General features: G+C 52.4%; 15 protein-coding genes. 7 read left to right on the top strand and 8 right to left on the bottom strand.

Annotation, left to right across the window (positions count from 1 at the left end; all coding sequences use genetic code 11):
• Positions 1–3: 3 nt before the first annotated feature.
• From FOY96_RS16300 to FOY96_RS16285, 4 genes are all read left to right on the top strand, one after another.
• Positions 4–2,634: a fimbrial biogenesis usher protein gene (locus FOY96_RS16300; protein ID WP_143347437.1), complete on the top strand. Its 2,631-nt coding sequence runs from the start codon at positions 4–6 to the stop codon at positions 2,632–2,634.
• 14 nt (positions 2,635–2,648) lie between these two features.
• Positions 2,649–3,173, top strand: coding sequence for a fimbrial protein (locus FOY96_RS16295; RefSeq protein WP_112778350.1), 525 nt, complete (start codon positions 2,649–2,651; stop codon positions 3,171–3,173).
• Complete coding sequence (locus FOY96_RS16290; RefSeq protein WP_172620523.1) at positions 3,154–3,711, top strand: fimbrial protein; 558 nt, start codon at positions 3,154–3,156, stop codon at positions 3,709–3,711. The genes FOY96_RS16295 and FOY96_RS16290 overlap by 20 nt, the downstream gene beginning before the upstream one ends.
• A 120-nt stretch (positions 3,712–3,831) precedes the next feature.
• Positions 3,832–4,809 carry a fimbrial protein gene (locus tag FOY96_RS16285; protein ID WP_143347435.1) on the top strand — a complete coding sequence of 326 codons (978 nt, stop codon included), beginning with the start codon at positions 3,832–3,834 and terminating at the stop codon, positions 4,807–4,809.
• Between the two features lie 354 nt (positions 4,810–5,163).
• On the opposite strand, the gene FOY96_RS16280 is transcribed toward FOY96_RS16285, so the two are convergent.
• The 7 genes from FOY96_RS16280 to FOY96_RS16250 all read right to left on the bottom strand — a co-directional run bounded on the left by FOY96_RS16280 (position 5,164) and on the right by FOY96_RS16250 (position 13,453).
• Positions 5,164–6,174 (bottom strand): O-antigen ligase family protein, encoded by a 1,011-nt coding sequence (locus FOY96_RS16280; protein WP_143347434.1) that lies wholly within the window; start codon positions 6,172–6,174, stop codon positions 5,164–5,166.
• Between the two features lie 20 nt (positions 6,175–6,194).
• Positions 6,195–6,878 (bottom strand): hypothetical protein, encoded by a 684-nt coding sequence (locus FOY96_RS16275; RefSeq protein ID WP_143347433.1) that lies wholly within the window; start codon positions 6,876–6,878, stop codon positions 6,195–6,197.
• 86 nt (positions 6,879–6,964) lie between these two features.
• The gene (locus FOY96_RS16270; RefSeq protein WP_143347432.1) at positions 6,965–8,623 is read right to left on the bottom strand and encodes a ShlB/FhaC/HecB family hemolysin secretion/activation protein; all 1,659 of its coding nucleotides are present in this window, start codon (positions 8,621–8,623) and stop codon (positions 6,965–6,967) included.
• 93 nt (positions 8,624–8,716) lie between these two features.
• On the bottom strand, positions 8,717–11,326 hold the full coding sequence (locus FOY96_RS22990) for a two-partner secretion domain-containing protein (RefSeq protein WP_172620522.1): 2,610 nt from the start codon (positions 11,324–11,326) through the stop codon (positions 8,717–8,719).
• A gap of 404 nt (positions 11,327–11,730) precedes the next feature.
• Entirely contained in the window at positions 11,731–12,384 is a 654-nt protein-coding gene (nfsB, locus tag FOY96_RS16260) for an oxygen-insensitive NAD(P)H nitroreductase (protein ID WP_033144849.1), read from the bottom strand.
• A gap of 120 nt (positions 12,385–12,504) precedes the next feature.
• Positions 12,505–12,873, bottom strand: coding sequence for an MmcQ/YjbR family DNA-binding protein (locus FOY96_RS16255; protein WP_064673593.1), 369 nt, complete (start codon positions 12,871–12,873; stop codon positions 12,505–12,507).
• Positions 12,863–13,453, bottom strand: coding sequence for a TetR/AcrR family transcriptional regulator (locus FOY96_RS16250; protein ID WP_039264021.1), 591 nt, complete (start codon positions 13,451–13,453; stop codon positions 12,863–12,865). Before FOY96_RS16250 ends, FOY96_RS16255 begins: the two co-directional genes overlap by 11 nt.
• A gap of 189 nt (positions 13,454–13,642) precedes the next feature.
• Here FOY96_RS16250 and FOY96_RS16245 point away from each other — a divergent pair, with 189 nt between their 5' ends.
• Positions 13,643–14,746 (top strand): MBL fold metallo-hydrolase, encoded by a 1,104-nt coding sequence (locus FOY96_RS16245; protein ID WP_143347431.1) that lies wholly within the window; start codon positions 13,643–13,645, stop codon positions 14,744–14,746.
• Between the two features lie 32 nt (positions 14,747–14,778).
• Positions 14,779–15,120: a RamA family antibiotic efflux transcriptional regulator gene (locus tag FOY96_RS16240; RefSeq protein WP_029741711.1), complete on the top strand. Its 342-nt coding sequence runs from the start codon at positions 14,779–14,781 to the stop codon at positions 15,118–15,120.
• 82 nt (positions 15,121–15,202) lie between these two features.
• Here FOY96_RS16240 and FOY96_RS16235 read toward each other — a convergent pair whose 3' ends face one another.
• Positions 15,203–15,451: a DUF1158 domain-containing protein gene (locus tag FOY96_RS16235; RefSeq protein WP_013097677.1), complete on the bottom strand. Its 249-nt coding sequence runs from the start codon at positions 15,449–15,451 to the stop codon at positions 15,203–15,205.
• Between the two features lie 477 nt (positions 15,452–15,928).
• Between FOY96_RS16235 and FOY96_RS16230 the strand changes: the two genes are divergently transcribed.
• A complete protein-coding gene (locus FOY96_RS16230) occupies positions 15,929–18,637 on the top strand; it encodes a cation-transporting P-type ATPase (protein ID WP_143347430.1) in 2,709 nt (902 codons plus the stop codon).
• Positions 18,638–18,752 lie beyond the last annotated feature (115 nt).

Here is an 18,752-nt window from a genome sequence, read left to right as displayed (position 1 = left end):
GTTATGAAACTTCGAAAACAAGCTCGAATGATTAATGCAGTCTGCTGGCGGTTATCTCCATTAGCTTTAGTTATTGGAACGGGTTTATTTCCCGGTGTTTTGCATGCAGAGAACTATTTTAATCCGGCTTTTTTAGCGGATGGCAAAAATCAGGTTGCCGATCTATCCCGCTTTGAAAACGACGGCAGCCAGGCCCCTGGGATATATCGCGTAGACATCTATCTCAATAATGATTTTATCATCAGTCATGATGTCGAGTTTCAGGCCCGGCAAACGCAGAATTCCAGTGCCCCGTCATCCTCCGATGATACAGGTTTGACGGCCTGTTTATCTGAGAAGGTGTTGGGCGGCCTGGGGCTCGATCTGAGTATTCCGCAAGACCGAAAACAGTCTGTAGACGGACAGTGTATCGACATCGCGACTTTGATTGAGGGGGCTAAAGCCAGTTTTGATTTTAGCAAGCAGCGCCTGGATCTCAGTGTGCCACAGGTTGCGCTTAAAAATAGCGCACGGGGCTACATTCCTCCGGAAAAATGGGATCAGGGGATTAACGCCCTGCTTCTGAACTACAACCTGAATGGCTCCAGACGAAAAGACAGCAGCGGCGAAGGTAGCAGCAATTTTCTGGGGCTAAACGGCGGCGTAAACCTGGGAGCATGGCGTTATCGTGACTATTCTACATTTAACCGTAGCACCAGTAGTAATGGAGAGACAACCAGCCAGTGGCAACACATTAGTGGTTTTCTGGAACGCACGATCATCTCGCTGAAAAGTGAACTGACGGTGGGTGACAGTTATACCAGTGGTGACGTGTTTGACAGCGTTAGCTTCCGTGGTGTTCAGCTGGCCTCAGACGACAATATGTTGCCGGACAGCCTAAAAGGCTTCGCCCCCACGGTGCGCGGTATTGCAAAAAGCAACGCTCAGGTGACGATCAAACAAAACGGATACGTTATTTATCAGACTTACGTAGCGCCTGGCGCCTTTGCAATAGACGATCTCTTTCCGACATCCTCAAGCGGGGATTTGACGGTAGAAGTAAAAGAGCAGGATGGTGCTATTACCTCCTATTCTGTCCCTTATTCCGCCGTCCCGTTACTACAGCGCGAAGGTCGTCTGAAATATTCTGCCACAGCCGCGAAGTACCGCACCAGCAACGAACAGCAAGATCAAGTCTCTTTCACACAAGGAACATTAAGCTGGGGCTTGCCGCATGGTTTTACGTTGTATGGCGGCGCACAGCTGTCTGACAACTACAAGGCAATGGCGATCGGGACGGGGGTCAATATGGGCCACTGGGGCGCGCTGTCTGCGGATGTCACTCACGCCCAAAGTACGCTTATTGATGAGACCGAGCATAGCGGTCAGTCATTGCGTTTGCTTTATGCAAAATCGTTAAACGAAATAGGAACTAACTTCCAGTTATTGGGCTATCGCTATTCAACGTCAGGCTATTACACCTTTACGGATACTACGTACAAGCACATGGATGGCTACAACAGCAATCCGCTGAACGAGGATGATGATGATAACAACGATGTGCCGCACTGGTTCGACTACTACAACCTCTATTACACCAAGCGCGGAAAGTTGCAGGTCAATATTTCTCAACAACTGGGTGGTTTTGGCTCCATTTATCTCAGCGGAAGCCAGCAAAGTTACTGGCATAACGATGATAAAGATACGCTGGTGCAGTTTGGTTATAACACCACCTGGAAGGATATTAATATCGGTTTGAGCTACAACTACAGCCAGATGTCCGGCCAACCCGTAGCCGACAAAATGATTGCATTCAACCTGTCGTTACCGATCGGTAAATGGCTCTCAGCGCAGGGAGCCTCGTCGTCAAATAACGCATTTGCGACGTACAGCATGAACCACGATAACCACGGTAGCGTCACCCAGAACGCCGGGATCAGCGGTACTCTGCTGGAAGGCAATAACCTGAGCTACAGCGTTCAGCAGGGCTACGGTAATCAGGGTACAGGTAATAGCGGTAATGCCAGCCTTGCTTATCAGGGTGGATATGGTAATGCCAACGTAGGTTACAGCTACGACAGCAGTAATTCTCAGCAGGTGACCTACGGCGTTGCGGGCGGCATCGTGGCGCATCGACACGGCATTACTCTGAGCCAGCCGCTAGGGGAAACGAATGTCCTGGTTGAAGCGCCGGGTGCGGATAACGTTAAAGTTGAAAACTCCACCGGCGTGAAAACGGACTGGCGTGGATATGCTGTTGTGCCTTTCGCAACGACCTACCGTAAAAACCGTATAGGCCTGGACACCACAACACTGGGTGACAAAGTTGATCTTGAGGACACGGTAGCAGATGTTGTTCCTACAAAAGGTGCTCTGGTTCGCGTCTCCTTCAAGGCCCATGTAGGTAGCCGTGCACTGATAACGTTGCTGCATAATAACCAGCCTGTTCCGTTTGGGGCGACCGTCACGCGTGACGATGGTACTGGCAGCATTGTTGGAGAGGATGGACAGGTTTATCTATCCGGCCTGGCGCAAAAGGGCACATTCACGGTGCAGTGGGGAGAGGGCAGCAACATGACCTGTAACGCAAGCTATCAACTTCCTGTTGAAGCAGAAAATACAGCGATTACGCAGATCAAATTGATTTGTCGCTAATAGGGAAGGAAACCATGAAAAATAATGTGTTATGTTTTTTCTTGCTTATTTTTTCTGTGGCAGGGATATTCCCGGCTAAGGCGAGCGAAAGTACCCTGACCATCTCTGGCGATGTGGTGGCAAGCGTCTGTGAGGTTGCTTTCACAAAAAAAATCACTATAGGCTCATTTTCAGGTAAGGATTTTCCCTCTGTCGGCAGTAATTCTGCATTCAAAGCGATGAATATTAATCTCTCAAATTGTTACAGTAAATTGGCTTCAGTTTCGGTTAAGTTTTCGGGTACGCCCGATGCTGACAATCCAGTATTACTCGCTCTGAGCGAAACTGAAACAGGAACGACACTCGCTACAGGTATTGGTATTGAATTGCTGGATAACGGGGGCAAAACCATACCTTTTAATAAGTCCGAATCGAAGACATTTCCATTGGATGAGGGAGAAAATACGCTCTCCTTTCTGTTGCGTTACAAATCAACAAAATACCCTGTGACGCCTGGTGATGCGACAGCAGTGTTATTTTTTGATTTATCATATCAATGAGTTACTGGTCATGATTCAATGTAATAAGATACAGTTTATTTCCTGGTTAGTGATGATTTTTTGTGGCCTGTCACAGGCCCATGACGGAACGGTGAATATTGCAGGTGTTATTCAGGATAACACTTGCGAAATTGCTTCTGATTCACAAAATTTCGTTGTGGATATGGGGGTGATGGCACAAAAACAATTCAGGAAAGTAGGAGACAGTTCACCCGATAAGTCATTCTCCATTAATTTGGAACATTGCGGACCGGCGGCAAGTGAAGCCACCGTTACCTTTTCGGGCGTTGCGGATTCACTAAACTCTGATTTATTCGCTATTGACGTCAGTTCAGATTCAGTCAATGGTCTGGCACTGGGAATCTATGACGGTAACGGTAAGCCTGTCCCACCGGGGAAAACCAGCACGGGTGTAGCACTGAAACCGGAGCAGGCTGAGGCGGTATTGGATTTCTCGGCGCGTTATACGGCTGTAAAAGACAGCGTTACGGCGGGAAGCACGAATGTGACGGTGACGTTTGTCATAAATTATGAGTGAAACGGCCAATGACAGATTTATGGCTTTTCTGTTTCATATTTAATACAAGTTCATTGTATTTTCTTTTTCAGTAACTAAAGAAGGATTGATCTGACTTTAGGTTTTTATGAGATATGTGTTATGAATCGAAATATCTTTTTTTTCCTTATTGCCTTTTTGTTTTGTGGGTATAGCTATGCTAGTTGTACTCCAGGTGGTCAAGGCCAGGTAGCAGATTTTACCTTTAACGATCTTAATATACAAAGAGATGTGCCGGTAGGCACCGTGTTATTGCAGAAGGAGGTTTCCGTCCCGGCGACGGTAGGTATCTCTGCATACGCCGGTGCATGCACGCAAGAGATGAAGATGAATTATGCCGGTGCAACTAAAACATCACTCGCCTCCGTTTATAATACAAACATCCCGGGCGTCGGCATTAAGGTGTTTACTTATACCCATTCAGGTGCCGGAGCTTACGATTATTTTGAAAATCCAGGGAAGAATAATTCTTTCAGTAGCCCGACTGGTATGAGTTCGTATACGTATTGGACAGCAAGTAATGTTGCAACCGTTTATTTAGTAAAGACGGGAGATATTACTTCGGGCCGACTGGCGGCAGGCGAAATAGGCCGTGTGACCAATTTAGAAACAAGCACTGTTCTCTTTAACATAAATACATCGGGAGGGAATATTAACTCTTTGGCATGTTCAATTGAATCAGGCAATGGCTTGTCCTTTCCGATCGGAGACGTACTCACAACTGAATTTAAAGGGGTGAATTCTACTCCTGATAAGACGAGCACGGTGGATCTTAAGCTGGACTGCAATGCCGACGCAAATATCAATATTAAGCTTAATGGCGTACAGAACCCTGATTCCACCGAAAAGAGTATTCTGGCACTCAGTGGCAATCAGGGCCAGAACGGCGTTGCAGATGGTGTAGGCGTACAGCTTCTTTATAATGGCACGCCGCTTGAAATCAACAAACTCATTACTTTGAAAAAATCTTCCGGCGGGAAAGAAAGTTTTCCTATTACCGCTCGCTATATTCAAACTAAAGAAGCAATTCGTCCTGGCGCAGCAAATGCCACGGCAGTTCTGGAACTCATCTACCAGTAACGTCCGCAATGACCGACCGGGCAGGACGCCCGGCCTCATTGTTTCTGCCTCGTTCTATTCCCAATTCTTGCCCTGAACGGGTTTGATTCTGGCGATCTACGCAGAGTTAGCGTCTATACTAATCTTCTTCCCGCTTCAACTATATCTTCAATGGCGTATCGCCAAAACCTGTTGTCTCTAGCCGCAATGCCAGAAGGTTTTTTTGCTGGGACGTACCTCGCTATAGGCTATTTTAAACTGCAGGAGTGATGACATTCTGAGGAGAGGGAGGAATACGTGGATCTGCCTTCAGGACGTAATTCCACATATAAAAAAGCCGCGTTAATAAACGCGGCTGAAAGCGTTTTGGATCCCTTATGGCTTAAAACGATCGTCCCATGGCATTAACCGGTGGGCCTGGAGTTTTAATTTCTCAGCTTCGCTCTGGTGCTGTAAAAAGGACATAATATTGACCTGATCGTTCCAGGCATCCTCGACCATATGCAATGTAATCCACTCCCTGTTTTCAACGGCATACTTTTCCAGCTCATCGATATCGCCCGACCGGTTGAAATGCAACAAATGGAGCTGGCTAAGGTCACGCTGATAGCGCATCTGCATGAGTCCCGGCACGTGTAAACCGGTAATGCTCTCAGGGAAAGCAAGTCTGCCCGTCTCAAAATTTCCCAGCACAATGCTGGCAAAAAAAAGCTGTGCAGAAAGCACTAAGCCATACAGTGCGATGAACACCAGCGGCCAACGTAACCGCGAACTGCGAACCTGAAATGTGCGGAGTTCTCCGTCTGCTGAGGCCATTAAAATCAGAATGGCAAAATAGTGCGCCACGGAATAATAGAGTGGAAACTCCACCTGAGTGTGCAGCAGAATCGGCAAGGTGGTGAGCAGTGCCGCCCACTGCCACAGGCTTTTTCGCCTCAGGAAAAGAACTATCCAGCCCCACAGGAGACACAGCCCGCCCGCCAGCGCAATCACGCCGCCCTCCGCCCAGATAAACAGCGTCTCATTGTGCGGGTGTTGCATCATTTCCCGGCTTGGATTATCGAACGGCAGCGCGGCCATAAAATTCTGGAAGGCGGGTTCAAACATTCCTAACCCCCAGCCCCGCCAAGGATGAACGCCGATCATACGTAGCGTGTATTCCAGGGTTAACATCCGCTGATTGCTGGAGCTTTCGTGCGCGAGGGATGCGTCCAGAGGCTGATTCAGCATCAGCATGCCTAAAAGCCCACCCGCGAACGGCAAAAGGACCACCAGCAGGCGGCGGCGACTTGTCGTTCGAACGCGAAAACGCGGGTGGCTGAACATCACCGATACGCACAGAATGCCGATTAACCCGCCGAGCCAGCCGGTGCGTGAGTGAAACACAACCAGCGTGGCCGATATCACTATGATGCTGACACAAATAAACAGCAGGCGATACGATTCTGCGCGAACCCGGTAACAGACGCATCGAGCATCGGCAAGAACAAACAGCAGGGCGACCAGCCCCGTCGCCAGAAATGAGCGGTGACATTCAGTTGCTGAAATATACCCGGTGCGTAGCCAGAATAATTTTCAGCCAGGTTATTGAGCGGGAAGGGGAGATACGCCGGGCAGTAAAGCCCCGCCAGCGAAATCAGACATTCCACAACGGCAGCGATAGCCAGCAGATAAAAAATCCCTGTGGTTTCTTTCTCCTGAAGAGGAACCTGAAGCAGAGTCACGTAACACAACACTCCGCCCCAGATCCCGACCAGCCGGGGTAGGGCAGTCGGTAAGCCTTCAGAAGGAGACCAGAGGATCGGCAGCGTAAACAGAACCGCGCTCGCCAGCATGAGTATGCTGGTGCGTGTAATACGCACGGTTGCCGTACGCAAAAAAAGCCATACCAGCAGCGACAGCATGGACATCACGCCCCAGCACAGCAGGTTCATCGGCAGGTTCATGCCGTAATCGCCGTTGTTAGGCCAGGGGATATGGAGTAGCACCAGCCAGTAAAGGCTGAAAGTGGACAGTATCAGCACGCGTATCGTGCGGGCGTTTAGCAATATATTTGCCAGCGTAATCAAAGAGGATGTCAGCGTGTTCATTAGAGCCTGAAGAGGGTAAATCATGATTGTATTTACCCCCTCCGACAGGGGCTAACGCTCCTGCGTCCATTCTGAGACTTTCTCCGTCAGTACTGCCATTGCACCGAAAACCCAAGCGTGACGGGACTGGTATGCATCTCATCCGGTTTTGCCAGTGGTACACCCGCAAAAAGGTCATACCCCAGATGGCCTTTTACCCCGCGCACGCCAGCGACCGCACCTGCAATGTGCGCCCCGCTCCAGTAATCATTTTCTGAGCCGCTGACTTCGCCATAGTCTGCGCCAATATACGGCTGCATTCCCCATACCGGCAGATTCAGGTTGATATCGTTGCGCAGATACCAGCCTTTGTCGGCATACAATGAGGACTCTCCGTCAAAGCCTCGCACCGTCCAGCGGTTGCCGATGGTGAACTTATCGGGCTGGGTCAGCCTGTCCGGAGAGGTCTGTTGCTTGAAGTGCGGTTCATAGCTGAGGGCAAACTTGCCCAGTTTGAACGGGAAAGTACCGTCTGCACTCAGCGTAATGATGCGCGCCTGCGCGTCGGCACTGCCCACCATCTCTTCAGCATCGGGTTCTTCACCAAACCACGGTGCGGCATGTTGATAACCGAGGCTTGCCGTAAGCTGACCGAAGGGAAGATAGGCTAAATGTTCCAGGCTGAGCTGCCAGCTGCTGGTGTCCCGGTGCTGAACCTCCACTTCCACGTCATTAAGATCGTAGCGGGAATCCCGCTTGATCCCTTTAAAGTCCAGCGTGGTTTTCTGGCTCGCGCTGCGGTAAACCACGCGGTTAAGCGCGGCGGTCATTAACTTTTCATCGCTACTGTACCGGTAGTTAAAATCACCGCTATGGAGAGTCTGCGTCGTTCTGTACTGGCTGGCATAAAGTTCCAGCGCCCAGTATCCCCAGGGAACGGAGTAAAACGCCGAGGTATTATCGTTACGCTTGCCGTTTTCATTTTTGAAGCCACCGCCATACGCTGCATAAAACATATCGTTGAGCGAGGTGGGGTTATCCAGATACAGCGCCAGGCCCCCCTGGTACCGTCCGGTGTATTTACTACCGGAATCATCAAACCAGCTGCCCAGTCGCCAGGCTTTACGCTGGTCGCGCTTGATCTCAATGCGGGTATCGCCAGGATTTTCCCCCGGCACCAGACGAATACTGGCCTGCGAACCGGGAATACGCTGCAGGTTTTCCAGCCCCTGTTCCAGACCGCGTAAATCGAGGAGATCGTCCGGCCCTTGTGGGACGTTATTCCAGCTATGAACGGGGAGGCCGCTTTCATCCTGAATAATGACATCACTGACGCGTCCAGGCAGAATTCGCAGGGTTAACGTTCCCTTGTGCAAATTTTGCTCCGGTATTAATACGCGGGTAGTAATAAATCCGTGGGATATTAATCGATTCTGCACGGCCGTATGTATGGCTTTAATTCCCTTCACGCCGATACAGTTATTCTCAGCCTGACGAATGATATCGCGAAAAGTGAGCCAGTGAGGAAGCGACTGCGTATTGTCGATGTTCAGATGCTGAATGTCGTAGCACACTGTCTCATGTGGCAGTGCAAGCGCATCAGTTGCGAGCATGCCTTCTGATGAAAGGACTGACTTCCCAGGCGGTGCAAGCTGTTCGTGCCTCGCCTGATCCTGCTGCTGAGTGGTGGCCGGTTCAGCATGTACAGTATCGGGAAGTGACGCGAGCAGTGATAGCAGAACGAGGCCAGATCGATAATTAGTCATGTAAATAACTTTATGGACCGCGAAGGATCCTGAATATAACGAAAAAATAGATAGCCCCATTCCAGGAATGGGGCTTTGGTTTATTTCAAACGATTAAGCGGTATAAATGGAGTAGCCGCCTGGGTAATAAACGATATCCTGAATGGGATACCCGTAATACAGATCGCCCGGATAATAGACAACGCCGTTTTCCCAAACGCCATTACCTTCAGGTGTACCGTTTGGCTTAACGGTGGTATTTCCACTATTATTCGCCGTGGTATCTGAATCTGGGTTGGTATTATTGTTATCAGCAGTGTTACTACCGTTGTCTTGATTTGCTGTACCGGTCTCGTTAATCACACCCATGTTATTGACGTAACCCATGGTGTACACGCGATCGCCGGTAATATTACCGCTGGCTTCGTTGTTAATGCCGTTAGTCGTGTTCAGCGTAATACCGCTTGCACTGGTGATGTTACCGCTGTTGGTCAGGTAGTTGCTGACCAGGGTAATACCGTTATCAGCAGACAGCGTACCGCCGTTGATGAGGGTTACGCGGTCCATCTGTGCGTTCAGGGTATTACCCGCCACAATCGTGCCGTAGTTATACGCGGTGCTTTGAGACCAGCCGTAGCTGCCCATTACGTCGAGATTAATGTCATGCGCCGCGCGGATGTCACCGCTGTTGTCCAGATTGTTCATGACAAACAGCATGGCATCAGAACCCGCGTTGATCTGGCTGCCTGCATCGGTCATCAGATAAGAGGCGGTAATGTTGATGTTATGGTCTGCGACGAGCGTACCGTTGCCCCGGTTTTCCAGGCTAGTGGTGTTCAGGTTGATATCATTCTTGCTGACGATCGAGCCGCTGTTGGACAGGTCTGCCAGCTGAAGATCCATCTGATTAGCGGTAATGTCGCCGCTGTTGTCGAACTGACTGCTGTTCATCTGCAGCGCCAGGCGACCGCCAGCCGCGATGGAACCGCTGTTCTGCACCGGGCCGCCATAGTTATTCCAGCCATTAGAACCGATGGTTAACATCATATCCTGACCCGCTTTAAGGGTTCCGGCGTTCTGGAACGTACCGGTCACGGTCATGTCGATATTGCCGCCTGCTTCCATCTTACTGGCAAGGTCAGAATAGTAGGACGTGCCGTACATAAAGAGGTCTTTTTCGGCTGCGATGGTGCCGGACATATTATCCAGCGCGCCATTGATTGAAACAGAGCCGTCGCTGTGGATTGATCCATTGCGGTTAGAGAGCATGTTGTTGCCGCTCACCTGAAGCTGGCTGTCAGATCCCAGAGACTGAATCACACCGTTATCGTTATTCAGCATGGAGGCGCTAATCATGTTCCAGCCGTTCCCGGCGGAAATGAGACCGTTGTCGTTCGTCAGCGTGTCGACATTGACGCTCATCGCACCGTTGGTTTCTACGCGGCCAGCGGAGTTGTTCAGGCTGGCAGCGTCAACGCTGAGGGCACCCTTAGCAACAATGCGGCCATGGGTGTTATTCACGCCCTGCGCATTGTAATTCCAGGAGGCGCGGCCGATCGTCAAATCGCCATTGCTGAGAATTTCACCGTCGCTGTTGTCCAGCGAGTCAGCGGTAATAAAGGTATTCTGGCTGCCCTGAATGGAACCATGGCTGTTAACGGTATTTTTGCCGGAAACATTCACCATCGCAGCTTTAATGACGCCGTTAGTGTTGTCCAGCGTGTTGTCTGCGGCAACGGACACCATCCCCTCAGAGGTAATCTGACCGTTATGGTTCAGGACATCACTTCCCATCACGGTAGCTGAATTTTTACCGCTGATACGTCCGCCGTTGTTTTCGACCACACCCTCAACGTTGATTGACAGCGTGTCGGATGCCGTCAGGTCAGCACCATCGATATGCACGCCAACGCCGGCGTCAGTGCCTTCCATATAGATTTTATTCGCGTACATGGAGCCCAGCGCAGACACATCCAGCGCTACGTCCGGGGCATTGCTGCTGTCATACTTCTTCTGCACGCGGCCATATTTATCAATGTGGTTATTACCCGTGACGATATTCAGTTCGTTAGCCTGAAGTTTCGCATTGACCTTCACTGAACGGGCAATAATGTCGGTGTACTGCGTAGAGCGGGTATCCATCCCTTTACCGGTGATGGTCACCTGACCTTTGCTCACATCCAGACCGCTAACATTACCCTTGTTATCGTAGGTGGCAGTACCGGTGGTCAGCGTAGCGTGGTTGGTATTGATAAAGCCGCAGCCGTCACAGGTAATGCCTGATGGGTTGGCGATAATCACCTGCGCGGACTGGCCCGCCACTTCGACCATGCCGTTCAGCTGGCTCGGATCGGATGAACGCACTTCGTTCAGGATCACTTTAGCGCTGCCGCCGGCCATATTCGCGTTGCCATTGATCTGGCCTGCTAATTGGGTGTTGGTTGCTGTGCCGCTGTTATTCAGGATCACGCCGTTGCTGTCGACGTTAAATTCGGAATAAACGTTATGGGAAACCCCACCCGCGCTCGCCTTGTTGATATCAACGATGGTTGCGCCACTTGCATCCGTATGAATGGCCGGTTTATCGGTATTACCTGCCACGATGGCAGCCTGAGCTGGCATAATCATGCCCAGCGCAAGCATGGTCGCAAAGCAGGTCGGCGCCAGTTTGGCGTGCAATACCTTTGAATTAGCCTTTGTGCTCACTGCACTTTTATTTTTCATATATCTATCCTTGTAATTCCTTGAAAAAGTGTTCCCATTTCTCTTCATGCGAAATGGACGCACATAAAAACATGCAGAACTTCGATTCCAAAAATAGACATGTAACAATTCATACAAAATGTGCATTAATTAATGCGGTACCAGAAGGGAATAATTAACGTGAACGTAACAAAAAATAAATGGATATATTTTTGATAGTTATTGATTAGGGTGATGAGAGGCTATAACTGGTTGATATCACATAGAAGAACGTAATTATTAATTATAAAATTGTATGCGAAATTTCCGATATAGGTATTTCTGTACTGTTACAAATAATTTGACTGCTAACGGATGTATTTATACACAACGGGAGTATGCGGTATTGAAAACAGGCACGCCGGATCCCAGCGCGCCAGAGGAGATCAGCACTCAGTTACAATCGTGCTCAGCGGCAGGCGAGACTTCGGCAGCGTGGCGTTGAAATCTTCCACGCTGTGGTGCCCAACCGGTACCACCACTAGGCTGGTAAAGCCCTTTTCTTTCAGGCCAAACTCTTCGTCGAGAATAGCGGCGTCGAAACCTTCAATCGGTACCGCGTCCAGACCCATCGCGCCTACGCCCAGCAGGAAGTTGCCGACGTTCAGGTAAACCTGCTTCGCCATCCACTGGTCGTCATCTTTCAGATCCACGCGGTGCATGTCGGCGAAGAAGGTGCGGCCCTTATGGTTTGCGGCTTTGGCTTCCGGCGTGTTGAAACGGCCATCGGCCTCTTCCTGATCCACGACGCGCTCCAGCCATGCGTCATCCAGCGCGGTTTTCGCGCAGAACACCACCACGTGAGAAGCATCCAGCATTTTGCGTTCGTTGAACACATAGGTGCCCGCGGCGGATTTCGCCACGCGCGCTTTTCCTTCCTCGGTGCTGGCCACAATGAAGTGCCACGGCTGGGAGTTGGTGCTGGACGGGCTGTACTGCAGCAGGGTTTTGATTTTTTCCGCTTCTTCCGCGGTCAGTTTTTTGCTTGGGTCGAACGCCTTGGTCGAGTGGCGTTTCAGGGCGACAGAAATGATATCCATAACAACTCCTGGTGATGAAATTCGCCCGCTCGCGGGCGCGAAAGGAAAGCAGATTACAGCGGGACGCGGAAAAAGATAAGTGCAATTCGAGCGCTTAATCTGTTCGTCTCAGACGAACAATCAGACCGGACGGATCCACTTCTGGTCTTTTTTCGGCAGCTTATCCACCACCAGATTCCAGGAATCACGGATGAGGTCAGTAACCAGTTCCGGCGTCACGTCGTCGGTGCCGTAAAGGGAAATCCAGTGCTTTTTACTCAGATGGTAGCCCGGCTCTATCCCGCGATAGATCTGCTGATTTAAGAGCGATTTCTCCGGGTCTGACTTCAGGCTGACGTGCGGTCGCCCGTGCGCGACCGCGGCGATCATGAAAATCTTTCCGCCCACTTTAAACACGTCAAACTCCGGCCCAAACGGCCAGCAGTGCTCGGTGAAGGGCAACTCAAGGGCCACGCGCATTGCGTGCTCCTGCAAGGATTTACTGTCCATCGCTCTCTTCCTGGGCCAGCCCGCGCCACATCACTTCAAAACCGAGCGCTTTAAAATCAACGGCGCGGGAAGGGTCGCGAGTGGCAAATTCCATCGTGGATTCGGCCAGCGATAAGAAAAGCGCATCGCCAAACGTTTTAAATTCATCTGACATAAACACCTGACGCACCGAGCGGCGGCACAGCTCATGGAGTTCCGGGAACATCTCTTTCACCGCCTGTTCGGTTTCGGCGCTCAGCTTTTCACTGACGCCAATCTGGCGGATAGCCGCATGAGAAACGGGGTTACGAATACCCCAGTCCACGTAGCTGTTCCAGATATTGCGGGTATGTTCTTTGGGCAGCGTGATGGTGCGATCGAGGTTTGCCAGCATGGCCTGGCAGAGATCCTGCTTCAGATGCAGATAGAGGGCATTCAGCAGATCGTCTTTAGTGGGAAAGTAGCGAAACAGGGTCCCTTCGGCGACGCCCGCGTTACGGGCGATTAACGACGTTGAGGCGGCAATACCTGACTGTGCAAACGCCACCGTTGCGGCTTCCAGTAAGGCCTGTTTTTTATCTTCACTCTTCGGACGTGCCACTAAATTTTTCCCCCTGTCAATTATAAAAACCCGATTGAAACACGTGCTTTGACACGCTGCAACGCGGAATGTCAAAGATCGAAAACGTCTTGACGACTTTATCATCATATCTATAATGAGTGCTTACTCACTCATAATCAAGTTTACCCCGCGCAATCTATCGGATGGGGCGCGTTTTCGGGTCTGGATATGAAAAAACCTCTCTTCATCTGCGTGGTGTTAATCATGATTATTGCTTCAGCTGCGAGTTTACCGTTTGTACTGAATGCCGGATTCGGCCAGCCGCCGCAGGGTGAGCAGCTCACTGAAGTGGAGGCCTCTCCCCAGTATCGCGACGGGAAATTCCACAATACGCTGCCGACGCCGGGCTATAACGGCGACAAAAACATGCTGGTCGCGACGTGGGATTTTCTGACCAAAAAAACCGAAAACGCGCGCCCGGCCCAGCCGCTGCCGCTGGTGAAAACCGATCTTGCGAGCCTGCCGCTGGAGCAGGACACCCTGGTGTGGCTCGGCCACTCCTCGTGGTACCTGCAGCTCGCAGGCAAACGCATCCTGATTGACCCGGTGCTCGGCAACTACGCCGCGCCGTTCTCGTTCCTGAATAAAGCCTTTGCCGGGGAATATCCGTGGCGCGCTGAAAGCATGCCGGAAATCGACCTGCTGATTATCTCGCACGATCACTACGATCATCTGGATTACGCCACCATCCGGGCGCTACTGCCGAAGGTGAAGCGCGTGGTGACGCCGCTGGGCGTGGGATCCCACCTGCGCTACTGGGGGATGAAGCCTGAGATTATTGACGAACGCGACTGGAACCAGTCGGTACGCATCAGCGATGAACTGACGGTGCATGTTCTGCCGGCGCGTCACTTCTCCGGGCGCGGCATCAAGCGCGATCGAACCCTGTGGGGCAGCTTTATGTTCGTCACGCCAGATCGGAAGGTTTATTACAGCGGGGATTCCGGCTACGGCCCGCACTTTAAGGCCATCGGCGAGCAGTTTGATGGCGTGGATATCGCCATCATGGAAAACGGCCAGTACGACCAGGACTGGAAGTACATCCACATGCTGCCGGAGGAAACGGCGCAGGCCTCGGTGGATCTGAACGCGAAAGCCGTGGTGCCCGGGCATAACGGGCGCTTCGTGCTGGCGAAACATACGTGGAACGATCCGCTGATCCAGCTGGCTAAAGCCAGCAAGGATAAAAACTATCGGCTACTGACACCGGCGCTGGGCGAGCCCGTCCGGGTGAATGACGCCACGCAAACCTTTCGCGCGTGGTGGGAATAATGTTTAAGCGAGAAGCAGAGGGGGACAGCAGCATGACCATTTCCGCTCAAGTCATCGACACTATCGTCGAATGGATCGACGACAATCTGCACCAGCCATTACGTATAGAAGAGATTGCCCGCCACGCGGGCTACTCGAAGTGGCACCTGCAGCGGTTGTTTATGCAGTACAAAGGGGAGAGCCTGGGGCGTTATATCCGTGAGCGCAAGCTGCTGCTGGCGGCGCGCGATCTGCGTGAATCCGACGCTCGGGTGTACGACATCTGCCTGCGTTACGGGTTTGACTCGCAGCAGACGTTTACCCGTATCTTCACCCGCACGTTCAACCAGCCGCCTGGGGCGTACCGCAAGGAGAACCACAGTCAGGCGCACTGAGCTGTTTTCCGCCCTGGCGGGTCACAAAAATTGCCATCACAGGCCGGGTAAGGCGAAGTCGCCACCCGGCTTTTTTATTGGCTTACGACGCCAGTGAAAACCAGCGGCGCCAGACGAAACGCAGCACGAAGAATTCGATGGCACCCAGCAGTAAAAACCACACGCAGAACAAAATGGTGTAAAGCTGGTTCAGATCGACCATGTGAAAGGTCTGAACCAGCTTCTGCGCCAGCACCAGACCCAGCGACGGCGCGGGCAATAGCAGACAGGAGAGCAGGGCCAGCAATAAAATGCCGCCTGCCGTAAGCAGCGATTCTAACGGGTGTTTCATCGTAATGTTAATCGTCAGTTAAAAATGTCATTGTCCGGCATCCTGTAACGTAAAGCAATATCAGCGACTAAGACGTTATTGAATAAAACGAAGATATTATTTGGGGAATAAATAACAAAATACGACCCGGCATTTATATTAATATCGCGTTATGTAAATAAATGTCTTTGTCAGGAAAATAATTTTACAAATGTATAGGTGCTATAACCAATTAACGTGGCAATAACAATGGCCGCGATAACGTATAACACCAGTCGGCGTCCGCGATAAATACCCCACATGGTTCCCCCTCGTTTAGTGTTGGTTTAGAAATATTTTGTAAAAATCAGGCCATCGAAATAGTTTTAATCAGTTTTGAATAACCGAGAAGTCATTATATTGCGGTAGATCAATTTTACCCGCAAGACTTAAAAATGAATTTATTTAGCCAGAAAGGAATTCAGGCTTCTGTTCACCGGATATTGAAGGAAAAATACGATGACCGAAAAAAAAGTGTCCCCAAACGTGCCGCCTTCCGGCGGGCTGGCATACCAGCAGACCGTAGAGCAGGTGCTCACCCACACGCAGAGCCAGGCCAGCGGTCTGGATCGTGCAGAGGCGCAGGCGCGTCTGCAAAAAACAGGGCCGAACGCGCTGCCGGAGAAAAAAGGCAAACCCGCCTGGCTGCGTTTCCTGGCCCATTTTAATGATGTGCTGATTTATGTCCTGCTGGCCGCTGCCGTATTAACGGCAGTAATGGGCCACTGGGTTGATACGCTGGTAATTCTGGGCGTGGCGGTAATCAATGCTTTAATTGGCCATATTCAGGAAAGCAACGCGGAAAAATCCCTGAAGAGTATTCGCAATATGCTCTCCAGCGAGGCGCGCGTTATTCGTAACGGCAATCACGAAACTCTACCCACAACTGAAATAGTCCCGGGCGATATTATTGTATTACGCGCGGGAGATCGTATTCCGGCGGATATGCGTTTAATCGAAGCGCATAATTTACGCGTGGAAGAGGCGATTCTGACCGGTGAATCCACCGTGGTGGATAAACATATTAATCCGCTGAGCGGCGAACTGCCGCTGGGCGATCGCACCAATATGGTCTTCTCCGGGACGACCGTAAGCGCGGGCGGCGGCGTCGGCGTGGTCACCGCGACCGGTAAGGATACGGAACTCGGCCACATCAACCAGATGATGGCGGGTATCGAAAAGCACCGCACGCCGCTGCTGGTTCAGATGGACAAGCTGGGTAAAGCGATCTTCGCCATTATTCTGGCGATGATGGCCGCGCTGTTTGTCTTCAGCCTGGTGTTCCGCGAGATCCCGATGGGCGAGCTGCTGCTCTCCCTGATTAGCCTGGCGGTGGCCTCCGTGCCGGAAGGTCTGCCGGCGATTATCTCCATCATCCTCTCGCTGGGCGTGCAGGCGATGGCGCGCAAGCGGGCGATTATCCGCAAGCTGCCGACGGTGGAAACGCTCGGCGCGATGACCGTGGTCTGTTCGGATAAAACCGGCACCCTGACCATGAACGAGATGACGGTTAAAGCCATTATCACCGCTGACGCCTGCTACCACGTGGACGGCAACAGCTACGAGCCGGTGGGCAACATCTACCTGGAAGGCAGCGATGAGCCGGTCCACATCCAGCCGGGCACCGTGCTGGAGCACTACCTGCGCACCATCGACCTGTGCAACGACAGCCAGCTGATCCAGGACGAGCGCGGCCTGTGGGGCATCACCGGTGGCCCAACCGAGGGCGCGCTGAAGGTGCTGGCGGCGAAGGCCAGCCTTGAGCCGGTCATGACCACGCTGGTTAACAAGATCCCGTTCGACTCGCAGTACAAGTACATGAGCACCCACTACCAGATTGGCGGTGAGGAGCAGATCCTGATCACCGGCGCGCCGGACGTCATTTTCGCCCTGTGCGCGCAGCAGCAGACCCGCAACGGTGCGGAAGCCTTCAACCGCGCGTACTGGGAAGCCGAGCTGGAGCGCTATGCGCGTCAGGGGCTGCGCATGGTGGCCGCGGCGTTCAAGCCGGCAAACGGCGAGCAGGAACTGACGCACGATGACCTGAGCCACGGCCTGATCTTCCTCGGCATCGCCGGGATGATGGATCCGCCGCGTCCGGAAGCCATTGATGCGATTAACGCCTGCCAGCAGGCGGGGATCCGCGTGAAGATGATCACCGGGGATCACCCGCAGACGGCGATGAGCATTGGCCAGATGCTGGGGATCGCCAACAGCGAGCAGGCGGTCACCGGCTACGAGCTGGAGAAGATGGACGACGCCGCGCTGGCGGAAGCGGCGGTGAAGTATGACATCTTCGCCCGTACCAGCCCGGAGCATAAGCTGCGCCTGGTGAAAGCGCTGCAGGACAAAGGCGAAATAGTCGGCATGACCGGCGACGGCGTGAACGACGCCCCGGCGCTGCGTCAGGCTGACGTCGGCATCGCGATGGGCATCAAGGGCACGGAAGTGACCAAAGAGGCGGCGGACATGGTCCTGACGGACGATAACTTCGCCACCATCGCCAGCGCGGTGAAAGAGGGGCGTCGCGTTTACGACAACCTGAAGAAGACGATTCTGTTCATCATGCCGACCAACCTCGCGCAGGGGCTGCTGATTGTGATTGCGCTGCTGGCGGGGAACATCATTCCGCTGACGCCGGTGCTGATTCTGTGGATGAACATGGCCACCTCCGCCACGCTCTCCTTCGGCCTGGCCTTCGAAGCCGCCGAGCGCAACATCATGCGTCGTCCGCCGCGTCAGACCGGGCAGCACGTGATGGATGCCTACGCCGTCTGGCGCGTGGCCTTCGTCGGCACCATGATTGCCATCGCCGCCTTTGCGCTGGAAGCCTGGCTGGCCCCGCGCGGCCACAGCGCGGAGTTCATCCGCACCGTGCTGCTGCAGATGCTGGTCTGCGCCCAGTGGGTGTACATGATTAACTGCCGCAACACCGAAGGGTTCTCCCTGAACCGCGGCCTGCTGGCGAACAAAGGGATCTGGCTGGTGACGGGAGTGCTGTTCCTGCTCCAGGCGGCGATTATCTACCTGCCGTTGATGCAGATGCTGTTCGGCACCGAAGCCCTGCCGCTGCGCTACTGGTTTGTGACCCTGGCGGTAGCGGGCGTGATGTTCTTCGTCGTCGAAATCGAGAAGCGACTGACCCGCAGGTTCCGTAAGGCTGCATAACCAAAACCTTACCCCTCACCCTATCCCTCTCCCCTAAGGGGAGAGGGGACCGCCCGGTTTTCTCCCTCTGCTCTGAGGTGAAGGGGCTGCTCGGTTTTCTCCCTCGCCCCTTTGG

The organism is Enterobacter asburiae, assembly GCF_007035645.1.
Classification (GTDB): Bacteria; Pseudomonadota; Gammaproteobacteria; order Enterobacterales; family Enterobacteriaceae; genus Enterobacter; species Enterobacter asburiae_B.
This window is presented reverse-complemented; position numbering and strand designations above follow the sequence as displayed.